Origin of the sequence: Streptacidiphilus sp. EB103A (assembly GCF_041261405.1) — a bacterium.
GTDB lineage: Bacteria > Actinomycetota > Actinomycetes > Streptomycetales > Streptomycetaceae > Streptacidiphilus.
In genome coordinates, this window is sequence record NZ_JBGCAQ010000007.1 from 78,413 (window position 1) to 94,379 (window position 15,967).

The window sequence follows — 15,967 nt, forward strand, 5'->3', positions numbered from 1 at the left end:
CCCGCCAGCCCAGACATGGCCTACGACCTCGCACGCGCGGTCGCCGTGCTGTACGAGGATGCCGAGCTGGCGCTCCTGGAGAAGCTCCGGCGGGCGCTCGCGGCCGGCATCGATTCACCGCACTGGGCCGAGCTCAAGTTCGCTGCGATCGGCAACCTTCGGGCTGCGGTGGAGGAGGTCTCCAATGCCCTGATGCAGGATGCGGACGGCGCGATTGGTCGAGCTGTGGCGGAGGCGTACCGGCGTGGCGGGCAGGCGGCTGTGGCCGAGCTCGGCGCGCTCCCGGAGGGCCTCCGCCATGCGGCCGCCCGAGCGTTGCCGAACGCCAGCACGGTGGACCGGCTGGCCGCGTCGGCGGTCGCCGATACGCGCCCGGTGTACGCGCGCATCACCCGGGCCGTCACCGACGCCTACCGCAACGTCATCAACCGCGCCTCATCGTCTGTGCTGCTCGGTGGCCTCACCCGACGGCAGGCGAGTCAGCGGGCGCTCGACCAGTTCGCCGATCAGGGCATCTCCGGCTTCACGGATTCCGCCGGCCGCAACTGGGAGATGGCCAGCTACGCCGAGATGGCCGTGCGCACGATCACGGGCCGCGCCGCGATCGAGGGCCACACGGACAGTCTGCTCGCCATCGGGCAACAGCTGGTCATCGTGTCCGATTCGCCGTTGGAGTGCCCGCTGTGCCGCCCGTGGGAGGGCGAAATCCTTGTGATCAACGGCGCCGACGGCCCGCAGACGCTGCGGCTCCCGGACATCGCCGCGCCGAGCAGGCTGTTCCGGCCGCCGCCTACCGTGCCTGTTCACGTCGCTGGCAGCCTCACCGAGGCGCGCGCGAGCGGGCTGTTCCATCCCAACTGTCGGCACTCGCTGTCCGCCTACCTGCCCGGCGTCACCACCCGGCCGCAGTCCCCGCCGCACCCGCAGGGCGCGACCTACGAGGACACCCAGGAGCAGCGGCGCCTGGAGCGCCAGGTGCGCGCCTGGAAGCGTCGCAGCGCCGTCGCCATGGACGACAGCTCACGGGCCAAGGCCAACGCGAAGGTCCGCGCCTATCAGGCCAGGATCCGGCAGCTCACCGCCGAGACCGGCCTCCGGCGCAAGTCGCAGCGCGAGCAGATCGGCGCCGCACGCTAGTCCTTAACGATCTCGCTGAGTATTTCGGAGACCACCCGATACATGTCGCGCGCAATCCCTAGGCCCACTCTCGCACCTGGGTTGCTGCCTTCGGGTAGGTCATCGATCTGCTCGTCAACGGTTGCGGCTCGCTCGTCGGCCTTCGCTTGGGCGCCCTTGATGCGTTCCAGCAGCTCGTCAGTGTTCATACCCGCGACTCATCCTTCCCGTGGATCGGCCCGGCTGCTGGCGCTGGGTACTGCGCCCCGCCCCGGTGCGCCCCGCCCCGAGAGGGTGATGTAGGCGTCGGCAAACGCCTTCGCACTCTCGCCCTCCGCTCCGTTGACGCTCTTCGCGGCGGCCTGGATCCCCCTGAGGATCTCCATCCTCGTTGCATCGATCAGCTGTTTTTCCTCATCTGAGATCGCCATATCTCGACGGTAGATCCGCTTCCGGCCCTCCGCGCGCCGACCCCACCGACGTCCGGCACCGCCCGCACGGGCACGCCGGGAAACCCGCACGGGAGAACCACCATGCAGCACTACAAGCACCCTCTGGCGACCCACGCCGCGATGACCGTGCTCGGCTACCGCCGCAACGGCGCACCGATCCACGCCATCGCGGGCGGCGCGACACCACCGGAGCCCACCCCGGTCGTCACCCCGCCGGTCGCTCCGCCAGTCATCACCCCGCCGGTACCCACGCCTCCGGTCGTCACCCCGCCGACTCCACCGGCGCCCGACAGCACCGACTGGAAGGCCGAAGCCCGCAAGTGGGAGGCCAGGGCCAAGGAGAACGGCACCGCGAAGACCGAGCTGGAGAAGATCCAGCAGGCCGCGATGACCGAGCAGGAGAAGGCAGTTGCCGCAGCCAAGGCAGAAGGCCGCACGGCCGCCGAGGCAGAGGCACGCACCGCCGCGGTTGAGCTCGCCGTCTTCCGCTCAGCCGCCAAGGCCGGAGCCGACCCCGAAGCCCTGCTCGACTCCCGGACCTTCCTCAACGCCCTCGCCGACGTCGACCCCAAGGACACCGCCGCGGTGACCAAGGCCATCAACGACGCCGTCAAGGCAAACCCCAAGCTCGCAGCCGCAGCCGCGGCCCCCGGCGCATCCGGTCCGCCGATCCCCGGCGGCCCCGATGGGCAGCGCACCCGACCAACCTCACTTGGCGCCGCACTCGGCGCCCACTACGGCCAGTAAGGCCAGTTCGGAGGATCCGATGCCCGTAACCCTTGCGCAGGCACAGATCAACTCGCAGAACGACATCGACTACGCCGTCATCGACAACCTGCGTCGCTACAGCTGGCTGTTCGACCAGATGGTTTGGGACGACGTCGTGACGCCGGGCACGGGCGGAGGATCCCTCACCTACGGCTACACCCGGCTGACCGCTGCGGCCCCGGCCGCCTTCCGTACGTACAACCAGGAGTTCCCGACCAACCAGGCCGCGCGGCAGCGTTACACCGTCGACCTGAAGCCCTTCGGCGGGGCTTTCAGCCTGGACCGCGTCCTTGCCGACCTCGGTTCTGCGGCCACCAACGAGCTGACGTTCCAGATGCAGCAGCTCCTCACCACCATCCCGGTCCGCCTGGGCCAGGAGATCATCCTCGGCGACACGGCCGTGGACGCGACCGGCTTCGACGGCCTGTCCAAGGCCCTGGTCGGCTCCACCACCGAGAAGTCCGCCGGGTACGTCTCCGGCAGCGCGGACTGGACCGCGGCCACCGTCAACACCCAGGCCCTGGCCAACTCCCGCCTGGACGAGTTCGACGACTTGCTGTCCACCGTCGTCCCGTCGCACACCGGCTCCGGCGACCAGGGCGCCCCCGGATCCCTGCCGCCCGGCCGCAAGGCCATCATCGGCAACACCAAGAGCATCACGCGCGTGCGTGCGCTCGCCCGCTGGGCCGCGCTCTACACCAACGCCAAGGACGACCTCGGCCGTCAGATCGAGATGTACGGCGACTGGGTGCTGGTCGACATCGGTGACCGCTACGACGGATCCTCGCCGATCATCCCCATCACCTCCGGTGGCCTGACCGACATCTACGCCGTCACCTTCGGCCTGGACGCCTTCCACGGCGCCGCTGTGGCCGGCCGCAGCCTGGTCCGCACCTGGCTGCCGAACTGGACCGTCGCCGGAGCCGTGAAGTCCGGCGAGGTCGAGATCGGCCCCCTGGCAGCCGTCCTGAAGAACACCAAGAGCAGCGCCGTACTCCGCGGCGTCAAGGTCCAGTGAGGCGACCATGACCACATTCCGAGTCACCACGCCCGTTCCCGGATTCACCGGCGACGTCGGCGCCATCAGCTTCGTCAAGGGCCACGCCTTCGTCAGCGACGACGACAACGACGCCGCGCTGATCTACTTCCGCGGTCAGGGCTACTTGGTGGAGGACATCGCCGACCTCCCCGCAGAGGAGACCGTCGGTGCGGGCGACGCCGCGCGCGTCACCGAACTGGAGGCCGAGAACGCCGACCTCAAGGCCCAGCTCGCCGCCGCCACCCCGTCCGACCCCGCGAAGGGAGCATCCAAGTGACGACCCTCGGCGCATACCGCGGCGTAGTCCGCAACGCCCTCGGCTACCTCAACGTCATCGACCGCCCCGACCCGGACAACGTGTTCCACCGGGCCAACCTGCCGCGCACCGGTGACGACGTCGCAGCGCTGACCTCCGGCGTGATGACCACGGTGCCGCTGTGGCTCAACGCCGGGGACACCGTCTCCAACCTGACGGCCATCTCCGGCGGGACCGCGGCCGTGACCCCCACGCACAGCTGGTTCGCGCTCCACAACCCGGCCGGGTCGACCCTGCTGGGCCAGACCGCGGACCAGGGTGCCGCCGCGTGGGCTGCGGACACCGTGAAGACCCTGGCCCTGGCCACCCCGGTGAAGATCACCGCCAGCGGCCTGTACCTGGTCGACATCATGGTCGCCGCAGCCACCGTGCCCACCCTGGTCGGCGCCACCGGTGCGCGGCCGTTCCTGACCGGCGAGGTCAACCTCGCGCAGACGTCCGGATCCGCCCTGACGACCACCGCGCCCGCCACCGTCGCCTCCCCGGCCTTCCAGCGGCAGGTCCCGCTGGTCGTCGCGACCTGAGAGGACCGTCATGCCTTCTCTGTCCAACCTTCAGCTCACCGTCGCGGCGATGGCCACGCTGTTCGGGCCGTCCGGCCTGGCCACCCCGCAGGCTGGGCTGGCCTTCTCGCAGATCACGCCGCTCGGCTCCGGCACCGGCGCGAACCAGGCCGACAAGATGTACGCCGCCACGCGGACGCTGGCGCTCTCCGCCGCGGAGGATCTCGACCTCGCTGGGACCCTCACCGATGCCTTTGGCGCCACGATCACCTTCGCCCGCATCAAGGCGATGATCTTCCGTGCGAGTGCGGCCAATACCAACAACGTGGTGGTGGGCAACGCAGCGGCGAACGGGTTCGTGAGCTGGTGCGGGGCCGCGACGCACACGGTTACCGTCCGCCCCGGCGGCACCTTCGCCCTGATCGCACCGGACGTCACCGCCTATGCGGTCACCCCGTCAACGGCCGACCTGCTGCACGTCCTCAACGGCGGTGCAGGCACCCCGGTCACCTACGACGTAGTGCTCATCGGCGCCAGCGTCTGACGGGAGGTGCCCCCATGGCCCGCGTCTACGCCACCGCCACGGACCTGGTCAATTACACCGGCAGCGCTGCACCGGACAGCGCGGACAACCTGCTCCAGCGGGCATCACGCCTGTTGGACGCCGACCTGTTCCGGCTGTACGTCTACGACGTCGACCCCATCACCGGCCTGCCGACGGACCCGGACGTCGCCGCAGCCATGCGCGACGCCGTGTGCGCGCAGGTCGACTGGTGGGATGAACTCGGCGACAGTAAGGGCGCGCTGGGCGCCGGTTGGGACGACGTCCAGATCGGCTCCGTCAAGCTCCAGCGGCGCTCCCCCACCGCGGTCGGTGCCTCGGCGTCGGCCGCCCGGGAGATCGCGCCGGAGGTCGGGGACGTGCTGCTCTCGGCCGAGCTGTCACCGCACGTCTTCCGCCTGGGGGTGGCTCGCTGGTGAGCCGCTTCCCGAAGACGCTGCTGCAGCATCGGATCACCATCGAGCCGTACTTGGGTGACAGCGCCTATGGGCCCAAGTACGGCCCGGCGGTGCCCGGGGTGCCCGCTTTCGTGGATGAGCAGACCAAGCGCGTGGCCGGCCCGAACGGGACACAGGTGACGTCCAGCTCGCAGGCGATCTGCGCGCTCGGCACCAACGCCCCGGCCCTGTCCCGGATCACGCTGGCGGACGGCACGGTGACCGCGGTCATCAACGCCCTGCGCCGCGACGGCGGAAACCTCGGCACACCGGATCACCTGGAACTCCAGCTGCAATAGGCCAATGGTGCGCCTACCAGAAGGATCGACGTATTTTCCCTGCCTTGCGGATCTGCTTGGCAAATACCTTTCCAGTGACAACGAGGTACACCCTGCCGTCAGACAAATGAAAGTCGATGTCGAGAATGCGCCTTGATGGGTTGTAGGCCCGCGACACCTTTTGGTGCCATCGGGTCACAGACTCAAGGGGCATCACTGCGACGTTGCTTCGAGAGTCCCGATATATGAGCCTCGCATCGGTGAGGACGAAGTCACCGTCAGGAATAAAGATGCTGTCAAGGACCTCTTCGGTGGTCGCGTCATCTGCCAGCGGAGGTGCCACACGATGGAGATCGCCTGCGCTACTTGCGAGTAGTGTCTCGCCGGGTTGCAGGTAGCTGTCGATGGCCTCAGCCCTCGCTGCCAGGTTCTGGGTGAGCATCAGCCTGGCCTCATCGCGCATGTCCATGCTTCTCCAATTTCCATCGAGGGACAGACCCATTAGTAGACCACCCAGAAGGACCCTTGAGGAGGCGCCTGGTGACCCAGTCCGGCAGCTTCAACTGGCAGGGCCGCGCGTGGCTGCGGAGTACGAAGCGCGCGTCGGCGCACGGCGTGCAGCTCGCCCTGGAGCACACCCTAGGTGTGGCCAACAAGCTGGTCCCGCTCGATGAGGGCACGCTGGAGCGATCCGGCAAGGTCACCATGGACGGCACCAACGCCGCCGGCACCATCTCCTACGACACCGTGTATGCCGTCCGCCAGCACGAAGAGCTGACCTGGAAGCACCTGCCCGGCAGGCAGGCCAAGTACCTTGAGCAGCCGCTCAATACCGAGCGCGCGGTCATGCTCGCCATCGTCGCCGAGACGATCAGGCGCGAGGGATTCCTCGGGGGTCGCCTTGGCTGATCTCCTGGACGGCCTCGCGCAGCACCTCATGGCCGCAGGCCTGGTCGAGTACGAGCCGACCGGCGTCACTGGGGACTGCTTCATCGAGACGATGCCGGCGGCCCCGGACTCTGCCGTGGTGCTGTCGCTGTACGGCGGCCAGCAGCCCGACAGCCGCCTCGGCTACGACTACACCAACTTGCAGGTCAGGGTGCGTGGGGACATTGACCCGCGCACTTCCCGCACTCGGGCGACCGCCCTCTACAACGAGCTGCAGGGCCTCGGCCCACTGACGTTGCCGGACGGCACGCTGCTGCTGTCCTGCAATGCGATCCAGACGCCGACGCTGATGGGCCAGGACGACCAGCGCCGGTTCGAGCACGTGACGAACTACGCGCTGGAGATCCGCTCGATCACCGCGCACCGCGTCTGACCCCCGATCACCCCGAGCCTGCCGCGTACGCGGACGGGCCATGAGCCATGCCCGGAGGAACCCCCATGGCCGCTACCAAGTACAACGCGCGCGACGTCATTTTCCAGATGCTCGACCCCGTTGGCGGTACATACGTGCAGATCAACGGGCTGAACACCTTCACCCGGGGCACGGACATGAAGGAGACCGATCTCACGACTTTTGCCAGCCAGGGCAACGAAGAGTCGGAGATCATGCAGCGCGGCAAGAACATGAAGCTGCAGGGCTTCCGCCTCAAGGACCCGGCGACCGGGGCGCTCGACCCGGGTCAGCTGCTGGTCGAGACCCTGGCCGACCAGGTCGGCGACGCCTCGATCGGCACATTCCGGTTCGCCGCTCCGGGCGATGCCAACTACGTGGTGTGGCAGGCGACCGCCGCCATGGGTGACGAGGGTGGCGGCGACAACGACAAGGTGTCGTGGTCCGTGACCCTGAAGCGCACCGGTGCGTCCGGCACGGCGGTCCGCCCGTGACCGAGCAGCACCAGTCCTGGGATGCGTTCTGGGCCGAGGTCCAGGGCTCGGCAGAGACCGAGGTCATCGCTGGCGTGACCGTCCGCGTGCCTGTCGACGTGTCCATGGACTTCGAACAGCGCCTGAAGCGGTTCCAGGACTCCGACCGCGAGGAAGACGTCGCCGTCCTGGTCAACGAGTTGTTCGGCGAGGACGTCTACCAGCAGTGGTTGGACGGAGGGATGACCGCCCGCGGCTTCCTGACCGCCCTCGGTTGGGGCATCGCCCGGGCCAAGGGCCACGACCTGACGTTCCGCGAGGCATACGAACTCATGCAGCGGGCCGAGGGAAACCCACAAGCGCCGAACCGGGAGCAGAGGCGAGCCGCACAGAACGGGCGGTCCGGCGCTGGTGGTGGGCAGTCGAAGCGGACTTCCGCCGGGAGTACCGGCTCGCGCCGAAGGCGATAGCCGCCCTATCCGTGCGGAGCTTCTACGTGCTGCTCGGCGGGCTGTCCGCTGACTCCGTCTGGCGGCAGATGGCCGGGGACGAAATCTCCGTCGTGGACGACCCCGACAAGATCGCGGGCGCATTGCACAGCTGACCAGAGAGGTGGTGGTCGGCAATGAGCATGACCGTCGGCGAATTGGTGGCCACGTTCGACCTGGACGACAGCGGGGCCGCGGCCGGCATCTCCCGGGCAGAGCTGGCGGTCGCCGGGTTGCGGCGCGACATCAACGGGACCCTGCGGAACACGCAGGGCGATGTCATCCGGCAGTCGGCCCAGATCGGGCAGGCCATCGGCGCCGGCATCCGCACCAACCTGGATGCGTCGCTGGCCGATCTGCACCCGCAGATCGCGGTCGACGCCAACAGCCGCCCCGCCGATGCCGACGTGGCCCGGCTGGTGGACCGCATCCGGCGGCTGTCCGCCACGATCGACGTCGACGCCCCGGTGGAGGGCGTCGACCGGGAGATCACGGAGATCCGCGCCGGACTCCAGTCCCTCGTTGACTCGCACCCGGACATCCGGGTGCAGACCAACGCGGCCGACGCGCTGGTGACCCTGGAGACGACTCGGCGCGCGGTCGCCGACCTCGACCACGCCCGCGCCAACGTCCAGATCAACACCAACGCTCCAACGGCCGTCGCCGGCCTGGTGGCTGTTGCTGCGGCTGAGCGTGACGTCGGCAACAACGACGGGCCGGGCAGGGCGTCCTCAGCCCTCGGGATGCTGGCCAGTGCGCTCTCCGCCGTCGGCGGCATGGCCACCTCGATGACCGGCATGATCGTGGGCGCGACGCCTGCGATCGCTGGCCTGATCAGCGCACTGGTCAACATCGTCCCCGCGGCTGCGGTTGCGACCACGGCGGTGCTGGCGGTCGCCCAGGCCGGGGCCGCCATCAAGATCGGCGCAGCGGGTATCGGCTCGGCGCTCAAGGCCGCCTTCGCCGACACCAGCAGCTCCGCCGGAGCCGCAGCCAACTCCGCCCAGAAGCTCGCGGACGCCCAGCGCGCCGTCCGGGACGCAACCGCGCAGGCTGCCGTCGCCAACGCCGCGGCGGCGCGCACGGTCACCAGCGCCGAACGCGCCCTGACCGATGCCCAGATCCAGGCGACGCAGGCCCAGAAGGCCCTCAACGCCGCCCGGGTGCAGGCGGCGCGTGATCTCCAGGACCAGAACAACAACCTGATCGACGCCCAGCAGGCACAGCGTCAGGCCGTCCTGGACGTCCAGGACGCGCTCGCCCAGCTCAACGGCGACCGGATGAAGGGCGGCGCGGTCACCGCCGAGCAGATCCAGAAGGACCAGCTCGCCTACGACCAGGCCCAGCAGCACCTGAAAGAGCAGGGCATCACGGTCCAGCGGCTCCAGTCGGACACTGCGGCGGCGAACAAGGCCGGGGTGAACGGCTCGGCCGCAGTGGTCTCCGCGCAGTCCCAGGTTGCCAAGTCGCAGCAGAACATCCGGGACCAGGTCCAGGCTGTGCAGCTCGCGCAGCAGGCCATGGCCCGCACGGCACAGCAGGGCCTGGAGTCGATTCAGAAGGCCCAGGAAGCCCTTCGGCAGTCCATGATCAGCAGCGGCGGGGCTGCCAACGCGCTCGCGACCGCCATGTCCAAGTTGGCCCCGTCGGCGCAGGCGTTCGTGCGCGAGGTCATCGCCCTCAAACCGGCCTGGCACAGCCTCCAGTTGGACGTCCAGCAGCGCCTGTTCCTCGGCCTGGCGGGGGCCCTGGCCTCGACAGCCACGTCCGTACTGCCCGTCCTGCGCGCCAACCTCGTCTCCTCCGCCGGGGCCATGAACGCCATGGGCCTCGGCGTCCTCAGCGCTGCCCGGAACCTGGCCAGCTCCGGTGTCCTGGGACAGGCCATGGGCAGCGCTTCGGCCGGCCTGCATAACCTGGTCGGCATCCCCGGCCTGGTAGTCACGGCCTTCGGGCAGCTGGCTGCCGCGGCCGGGCCGACGTTCCAGAAGCTCACCGCCTCGGTGGCCTCCGGCGCGGCCTCGATCGGCGCATCCCTGGGCAAGGCGTTCGCCTCGGGCGGTCTCCAGACCGCGATCAGCGATGCCGTGTCACTGATCAAGGAACTGATCAGCGTCGGCGTCAACGTCGGCTCGATCCTCATGAGCGTCTTCAAGGCGACCTCGGCGAGCGGCGGCTCGTTCCTGGACGTCCTCAAGACGATCAGCGGCACCCTGGCGAAGGCCTTCGCCAGCCCGGCCGTCCTGTCCGCGCTCAAGGCGTTGTTCGGCGTGATGAACGCGCTGGCCACGCAGGCTGCTCCGCTGCTCATGTCCGCCCTCGGCGTCATCGCACCGGTGCTCACTGCCCTGGGTCCACCGGTCCAGACGCTGATCGCCGCACTGGGTGCCGGGCTGTCGCCGATCATCGCCGCCCTGGGTCCGGTGCTGCTGGCTGCGGCTCAGGCCGTGGGTCAACTCCTAGTCGCTGTAGCCCCGTTGCTGCCGATAGCCGGTCGCCTGATCGGCCTGCTGGCTGCTGGGCTGACCCCGATTCTCGCCGGAGTCGGAACGATCTTCCGTCAACTGGCCCCGCTGGTAGCGGCCTTGGGCGGCGCGCTCATGTCGTTGCTGGCGCCGATCCTGGCCCAGCTGCCGACGATCATCACGCCCCTGGTGACGATCATCACGACGCTGACCGGCGCCCTGCTCCCCGTGCTGACTCAGCTGGTCGTCGCCCTGTCCCCCAGTCTGGGCATCCTGTCCGGGACGTTCGCCGCGCTGCTCGTGGCCGTGGCCCCAGTGATTCAGCAGCTGGCCGTGCTGATCGGCAAGGGCCTGTCCGTGCTGGTCCCGATCATCACGCCGGTCATCGGCATCGTCGGCAAGCTGGCGACGATCTTGTCCGGCACCCTGGCCAAATACATCTCGGGTGTGATCATTCCCGCGATTTCGGCCCTGGCCGCGCTCCTGCAAGGCCACTTCTCGCAGGCCCTCGGCTACGTCAAGCAAGCCATCTCCGGTTGGATCAGCTTCCTGGCCAGCATCTTCGTTGCCCTCCCGGCGCGAATCGTGGCGTGGATGCAGCCCGCGATCACGTGGATGCGCAACCTGCCGTCCATGCTGCTGCACGCCCTCGGCGACCTCGGCAGCCTGCTGCTGGGGGCTGGCGGCTCCATCATCAAGGGCTTCATCCACGGGATCGAGCAAGGATTCGATGACGTCAAGAACACCCTGTCGTCACTGACGAACCTGCTGCCGAGCTGGAAGGGTCCGCCAGCCACAGACGCCAAGATCCTGTCCGCCAATGGCGCCTTGGTGCTGCGCGGCTTCATGGCCGGCATCGACTCGCAGGTACCCGCGCTGCACAAGCAGCTCGGCGGCATCACCGCGGGCCTGCCGGGTCTGACGCCGGGTCTGCTGGGCCGCGGCGGCTCGGTGGGTGGCAACGTCGCCCGGTCCGGCGGCTCGGCCGCTGCGTCGCAGCCGATGCACGTCCACCTGTCCATCGGCGACAAGGTGCTCGGCGAGATCGTGCTCGACCCCATCCGCAAGACGGTCAAGAGCCTGGGGGGCAACGTCCAAGCGGCCCTCGGCGTGGCCGGGAGGGGATGAGCATGGGCACCATCCCCGTCAAGGTCGAACTGGCCGTCGGCAGCGCCTGGGTGGACATCACCAACGACATCCTGCTGCGCGACCTCATCGCCATCAGCCGGGGCCAGTCCGCGCAGGGATCCACCACGGACCCCGCACGGCTGGCCCTGTCCATCCGCAACAAGCTCGGCAAGTACTCGCCGAAGAACCCGGTGGGGCCCTACTTCGGGCAGTTCGGGCGCAACAGCCAGATGCGGGTTTCGCTTCCGTCGACCGACCTCCGCCTGCACCTGCCCGGCGGGGCGGCCGACGGCGCATCCACACCCGACACCGCAGCGCTGCACATCACCGGTGACCTGGACCTGCGCTGCGAGTTGGCCGGACAGTGGTACACCTCCGGCCACACCATGCTCATGTCCCGCTGGAACCGGAACGCCAGTCAGCGCTGCTGGCAGCTGACCCTTGGCAACGGGTCGCTCATCCTCAACTGGTCCACGGACGGCGTGGCCAGCAACGGCGTGCAGCTCGCCCTGCCGGCGACGATGCCCCGCCACGCCGCAGTCCGAGTCACTCTGCAGGTCAACAACGGCTCCGGCGGCTGGACGGCCTCGCTCTACTGGGCCACGTCCCTCGCCGGCCCGTGGACGCTCGCCAGCACCTCCGTTACCACCGGCGGCACAACCTCGGTGTTCGCCGGAACGGCCAACCTGCGCATCGGCAACAGCGACTCCTCCCTCAGCACGACGCCCTACATCGGTGACGTCTACGGCGCCGAGGTGCGCAACGGCATCGCCGGCACCCTGGTCGCCAACCCGATCTTCAGCGCGCAGGCCGCGGGCACGACCTCGTTCACGGACGGCTCCGGCCTGCCGTGGACGATCGGCGGCTGGGGCGAGATCACCACCCGCATGACCCGCGTGGTCGCCGAGGTGGCGGAGTGGCCCTCGCGCTGGGTGGCGTCCGGCACGGACGTGTGGGTGCCCGTGGCGGGTGCCGGCATCCTGCGGCGCCTCCGCCAGGGCTCAACACCCCTGCGCTCGGCGGTCTGCCGCGATATGACGGCACCGAGCCGTACCCAGGTGGTGGCGTACTGGCCGATGGAGGATGGCGCCCAGGCCACCAGCATTGCGTCCGCCCTGCCCGGAGCCCCGGCAATGACCATCGCGGGGGCGATCTCGCCGGCGCAGTACACCGGCTGGGCCGCATCCGATGCCCTGCCCACCATGAACACCGGCGTCCTGACCGGCACCGTGCCGACCTACACGGATACCGGCACGATCTACGCCCGAATGTTCCTGTGCGCCGCCTCGGCGGGAGTACCAGGCGTGCAGCGTCTCCTGAGCATCACCAACAGGGGCACAGCGGCCCTGTGGACGATCCTGCTGGACACGGCTGGACTGCTGTACCTGCGGGCCTACTCCAGCATCGGCACCCTGCTCACGGACACTGGCGGCGTCTCCTACGGCGTCGTCAACGGCACTCAGCTGCTGCTCGACCTGCGGCTGTCGAACAACAGCACAGGCGGCGTCGACTGGTCCCTGTACGCGATCAACATCGCCACGTCGACCCTCGGTGTCACCAACGGCTCGGTGTTCACGGGCACGCTGGCCAGCGCCACCCTCGGGGTGGCGACGACGGTCCGTGTCGCCGAGGATGCCGCGCTCGGCGACACCGCGGTGGGCCACCTGTCCATCGCCAGCAGCTCGGACGCCTACACCAACTCCAACAGCGCCATCGTCGGCTGGGCCGGCGAGCAGGCTGTGGACCGGATCGCACGGCTCTGCGCCGAGGAACAGATCCCGATGCTGGCCACCAGCGCCCCCGGCGCCAGCGCAGCACTCGGTCCGCAGGGCATCGACAACTTCATGTCGCTCCTCCAGGCCGCGGCCGACGCCGACATGGGGATCCTGTACGAGCAGCGCGAACAGATCGGCCTGGCGTACCGCAGCTGCTCCACGGCCTACAACCAGGCTGCCGCGCTGACGCTCGACTACACGCAGCCCGGTATCGCGCCGCCACTGGAACCCACCGACGACGACGCGAATCTGAAGAACGACATGACCGTGACGCGCAGCGGCGGCAGTTGGGCGCGGGTGCAGCAGAAGACCGGGCCCCTGTCGATCGCGCCGCCGTTCGCCGGGGTCGGGCCGTATGACGACTCGAAGACCTTGAGCCTGTTCACGGATGCGCAGGCCCTGGACGCCGCCGGATGGCTTGTGCACCTGGGTACGTGGGATGAGTCCCGGTATCCGAGTGTGCCGGTCAACATGCAGCGCCTGGGGGCTACTCAGCAGGCTCAGGCGGCGTCGCTGGACTGCTGGGACGGCCTCGCCATCACCAATCTCCCGTCTTGGGAGGGCGTTGGTGCGATCTCCCAGCAGGTGCTTGGCTACTCGGAGACCGTCGGCTCGATCACCTGGGACATGGTCTTCAACGCCACTCCGTCCGGCCCGTGGATCGTGGGAGTACTTGACGATCTGCTGCTGGGGCGCGGGGATACGGACGGCAGCACCCTGCAGTCGGGCATCACGGCGGCGGCCACCTCGATGTCTGTGGCGACGCCTTCCGGGCTGCTCTGGACGACGGATCCGACGGAGTTGCCGTTCGATGTGATGGTCGGTGGCGAGCAGATGACCGTGACGACCGTCGGCCACAACCTGAGCGGCAACCCGTTCCTGCTCACGGATGCTTCGGGCTGGTCGCCGAGCAACGCGACGATCGCCCGGACGACGGCGTTCGTGCCGCCGGTCTCCCGCGCAGTGGCGTCGCTGCTGGTGACGCCGAACGGCACCTCGGCGTCGGGCGGAGTCGGTGGAGCGCTGACGGGTGTCGGCTCGCTGACTCCAGGCGCGACCTATACGGCGTCCTGCTGGGTCCTGAGTCCTGGCGGCTGGTCTGACCTGCGCGCGTGCGTCGACTGGTACGACGCCAGCGGCGTGTTCCTGTCCAGCGGTCTGGGTTCCGCCACGGTGGTTGCCGCCGGCACCTGGACGATGCTGCAGCAGGTCCTCACGGCCCCGGCTTCCACGTCGCAGGCCGGACCGCGGTTCCGCTTCGGCAGCACGCCCGCATCGTCGGCCATCGCCTATGTCTCCGCGATCCGCCTGGTGCCCACCAGCACCAACGCGACGAGCCCACAGCAGATGGATGTGACCCGGGCGGTCAACGGAATCGTCAAGCCGCAGGCCGCAGGCACCGATGTGCGCCTCTATCAGCCCGCCATTACCTCCTACTGACGGGGACTCATGAGTTCAATTTCGCCAGCGAGTGCCTGGTCTGCCGGTCAGCGAATTCTGGCTTCGCTCCTCAATGTGATGGTCACGGCCATCAATTTTCTGCTGGCCCGGCCTGCCGCATCACTCACGCAAACCGCTGTGCAGGGTCTCACCAGTAGTGCAGTCACCGCCCTGATTTGGCCGACGCCGACCCTGGACACGACGGGCATGTGGGCGTCTGGCCAGCCGACGCGGCTCACGCCGCAGCGGGCTGGCTACTACAGCATCACGGTGACCGCGGGTTTCGTCCCCAATGCGACCGGGGCCCGGATGGCGGAGATCTGCCGTAACGGGTCGGCAAACATCATCAAACAGGTCAGCGTTGCGACTTCCGGATCGGCCTTCAATACCGTCATTCAAGTAGTCGCGCCGATGGTGTATTTCAACGGGACCACGGATTACGTAGAGGCCTACGTCGACCAGAATTCCGGCACCACTCCGCTGAATACCGTGCCCGCTTTCACCACCTTCGAAGCCAGGTGGGAAAGCAACTAAGACCACCCGCCGCCCCGGACCGAATGGCCTGGGGTTTTTTCATGCCCAGCCACAAGAGGGAGCACCATGCGTCAGCCCATCACGTTCCGCGGCGGCCGTCGCCCGCACGACGACAACCGCCCCCACATCAAGCTCGCCGACGTCCTCGACAGCAAGCTGCCGCCCCCGCCCGCAAGTTCGGACTGGCTGTCCGACGTACCGCCGTATGGCTGGGGGATGCTCGGCAACGACCAGCTCGGCGACTGCACGGTGGCCGGCGTCGGCCACAAGCGCATCGGCGACGTCTGGTCCAACCAGGGCACCCTGCTGGAGGTGACCACGGCCGAGGTCGTCTCGTTCTACGAGAACTTCGGCTACCGGCCGGGCGACCCCAACTCGGATCAGGGCGCGGTCTGCCAGACCGTGCTGGAGACCTGGCAGAAGCTCGGCTTCCTCGGCGAGAAGCCGCTCGCGTTCGCCAAGGTCAACGTCCGGTCCAAGGTGGAGGTCGAGCGGGCCATCAGCGCCTTCGGTCAGCTGTACTGCGGGTTCGAGGTGCCGGAGTCCGCCATGCAGCAGTTCAACGCTGGCGAGCCGTGGACCGTGGCGCCGGGGTCGCCGATCGAGGGCGGGCACTGCGTCACTGTCGGGGGCTACGACGCGGACGGGCTCAAGGCCGTCACGTGGGGTGCCGTGCAGGCGATGAGCTGGGAGTTCTTCCGTAAGTACTTCAGCGAGGCGTGGGTCATCGTCAGCGCTGACGACTTCGACCCGCACACCGGCAAGAACAAGCTGGGCCTGGACGCGACCGCCCTTGCGGCGGCGTACCGGGCCGTGACCGGCCGCCGCCTCGGCGCCGGAACGGAGAGCTGATC

20 protein-coding genes are annotated in these 15,967 nt (G+C 68.8%); 17 read left to right on the plus strand and 3 right to left on the minus strand.

Going from position 1 to position 15,967, the window contains the following annotated elements:
• The first annotated feature begins 15 nt into the window (after positions 1-15).
• Positions 16-1,137 (plus strand): phage minor capsid protein, encoded by a 1,122-nt coding sequence (locus tag ABH941_RS13230; protein ID WP_370129189.1) that lies wholly within the window; start codon positions 16-18, stop codon positions 1,135-1,137.
• Here ABH941_RS13230 and ABH941_RS13235 read toward each other — a convergent pair.
• Entirely contained in the window at positions 1,134-1,325 is a 192-nt protein-coding gene (locus ABH941_RS13235; protein WP_370129190.1) for a hypothetical protein, read from the minus strand. The genes ABH941_RS13230 and ABH941_RS13235 overlap by 4 nt on opposite strands.
• Positions 1,326-1,334: 9 nt before the next feature.
• The gene (locus tag ABH941_RS13240; RefSeq protein ID WP_370129191.1) at positions 1,335-1,547 is read right to left on the minus strand and encodes a hypothetical protein; all 213 of its coding nucleotides are present in this window, start codon (positions 1,545-1,547) and stop codon (positions 1,335-1,337) included.
• Between the two features lie 102 nt (positions 1,548-1,649).
• Between ABH941_RS13240 and ABH941_RS13245 the strand changes: the two genes are divergently transcribed.
• Genes ABH941_RS13245 through ABH941_RS13275 form a run of 7 tightly spaced genes read left to right on the plus strand, consistent with a single transcriptional unit; the run spans position 1,650 to position 5,492 of the window.
• The gene (locus ABH941_RS13245; protein ID WP_370129192.1) at positions 1,650-2,315 is read left to right on the plus strand and encodes a hypothetical protein; all 666 of its coding nucleotides are present in this window, start codon (positions 1,650-1,652) and stop codon (positions 2,313-2,315) included.
• A 19-nt stretch (positions 2,316-2,334) separates the two neighbouring features.
• Positions 2,335-3,354, plus strand: coding sequence for a major capsid protein (locus tag ABH941_RS13250; RefSeq protein ID WP_370129194.1), 1,020 nt, complete (start codon positions 2,335-2,337; stop codon positions 3,352-3,354).
• A 7-nt stretch (positions 3,355-3,361) separates the two neighbouring features.
• On the plus strand, positions 3,362-3,652 hold the full coding sequence (locus ABH941_RS13255; RefSeq protein ID WP_370129195.1) for a hypothetical protein: 291 nt from the start codon (positions 3,362-3,364) through the stop codon (positions 3,650-3,652).
• Complete coding sequence (locus ABH941_RS13260) at positions 3,649-4,215, plus strand: hypothetical protein (RefSeq protein WP_370129196.1); 567 nt, start codon at positions 3,649-3,651, stop codon at positions 4,213-4,215. The genes ABH941_RS13255 and ABH941_RS13260 overlap by 4 nt, the downstream gene beginning before the upstream one ends.
• A gap of 10 nt (positions 4,216-4,225) precedes the next feature.
• Complete coding sequence (locus ABH941_RS13265) at positions 4,226-4,738, plus strand: hypothetical protein (protein ID WP_370129197.1); 513 nt, start codon at positions 4,226-4,228, stop codon at positions 4,736-4,738.
• A 14-nt stretch (positions 4,739-4,752) separates the two neighbouring features.
• Positions 4,753-5,175 (plus strand): hypothetical protein, encoded by a 423-nt coding sequence (locus ABH941_RS13270; protein ID WP_370129199.1) that lies wholly within the window; start codon positions 4,753-4,755, stop codon positions 5,173-5,175.
• Positions 5,172-5,492 (plus strand): hypothetical protein, encoded by a 321-nt coding sequence (locus tag ABH941_RS13275; RefSeq protein ID WP_370129200.1) that lies wholly within the window; start codon positions 5,172-5,174, stop codon positions 5,490-5,492. Before ABH941_RS13270 ends, ABH941_RS13275 begins: the two co-directional genes overlap by 4 nt.
• Before the next feature lie 13 nt (positions 5,493-5,505).
• On the opposite strand, the gene ABH941_RS13280 is transcribed toward ABH941_RS13275, so the two are convergent.
• Positions 5,506-5,934 (minus strand): hypothetical protein, encoded by a 429-nt coding sequence (locus ABH941_RS13280; RefSeq protein WP_370129201.1) that lies wholly within the window; start codon positions 5,932-5,934, stop codon positions 5,506-5,508.
• Positions 5,935-6,011: 77 nt separating this feature from the next.
• Here ABH941_RS13280 and ABH941_RS13285 point away from each other — a divergent pair, with 77 nt between their 5' ends.
• The 9 genes from ABH941_RS13285 to ABH941_RS13325 all read left to right on the plus strand — a co-directional run bounded on the left by ABH941_RS13285 (position 6,012) and on the right by ABH941_RS13325 (position 15,965).
• Positions 6,012-6,380 carry a hypothetical protein gene (locus tag ABH941_RS13285; protein WP_370129202.1) on the plus strand — a complete coding sequence of 123 codons (369 nt, stop codon included), beginning with the start codon at positions 6,012-6,014 and terminating at the stop codon, positions 6,378-6,380.
• Positions 6,373-6,792, plus strand: coding sequence for a minor capsid protein (locus tag ABH941_RS13290; protein WP_370129203.1), 420 nt, complete (start codon positions 6,373-6,375; stop codon positions 6,790-6,792). Before ABH941_RS13285 ends, ABH941_RS13290 begins: the two co-directional genes overlap by 8 nt.
• A 65-nt stretch (positions 6,793-6,857) precedes the next feature.
• Positions 6,858-7,304 carry a phage tail tube protein gene (locus tag ABH941_RS13295; RefSeq protein ID WP_370129205.1) on the plus strand — a complete coding sequence of 149 codons (447 nt, stop codon included), beginning with the start codon at positions 6,858-6,860 and terminating at the stop codon, positions 7,302-7,304.
• The gene (locus tag ABH941_RS13300; protein WP_370129206.1) at positions 7,301-7,753 is read left to right on the plus strand and encodes a hypothetical protein; all 453 of its coding nucleotides are present in this window, start codon (positions 7,301-7,303) and stop codon (positions 7,751-7,753) included. The genes ABH941_RS13295 and ABH941_RS13300 overlap by 4 nt, the downstream gene beginning before the upstream one ends.
• An 11-nt stretch (positions 7,754-7,764) precedes the next feature.
• Positions 7,765-7,887 (plus strand): hypothetical protein, encoded by a 123-nt coding sequence (locus ABH941_RS13305; protein WP_370129207.1) that lies wholly within the window; start codon positions 7,765-7,767, stop codon positions 7,885-7,887.
• A 21-nt stretch (positions 7,888-7,908) separates the two neighbouring features.
• Positions 7,909-11,364 carry a hypothetical protein gene (locus ABH941_RS13310; protein ID WP_370129209.1) on the plus strand — a complete coding sequence of 1,152 codons (3,456 nt, stop codon included), beginning with the start codon at positions 7,909-7,911 and terminating at the stop codon, positions 11,362-11,364.
• 2 nt (positions 11,365-11,366) lie between these two features.
• Positions 11,367-14,579, plus strand: coding sequence for a hypothetical protein (locus tag ABH941_RS13315; RefSeq protein WP_370129211.1), 3,213 nt, complete (start codon positions 11,367-11,369; stop codon positions 14,577-14,579).
• Between the two features lie 78 nt (positions 14,580-14,657).
• Entirely contained in the window at positions 14,658-15,113 is a 456-nt protein-coding gene (locus ABH941_RS13320) for a hypothetical protein (protein ID WP_370129213.1), read from the plus strand.
• Between the two features lie 66 nt (positions 15,114-15,179).
• A complete protein-coding gene (locus ABH941_RS13325) occupies positions 15,180-15,965 on the plus strand; it encodes a hypothetical protein (protein WP_370129214.1) in 786 nt (261 codons plus the stop codon).
• Positions 15,966-15,967 lie beyond the last annotated feature (2 nt).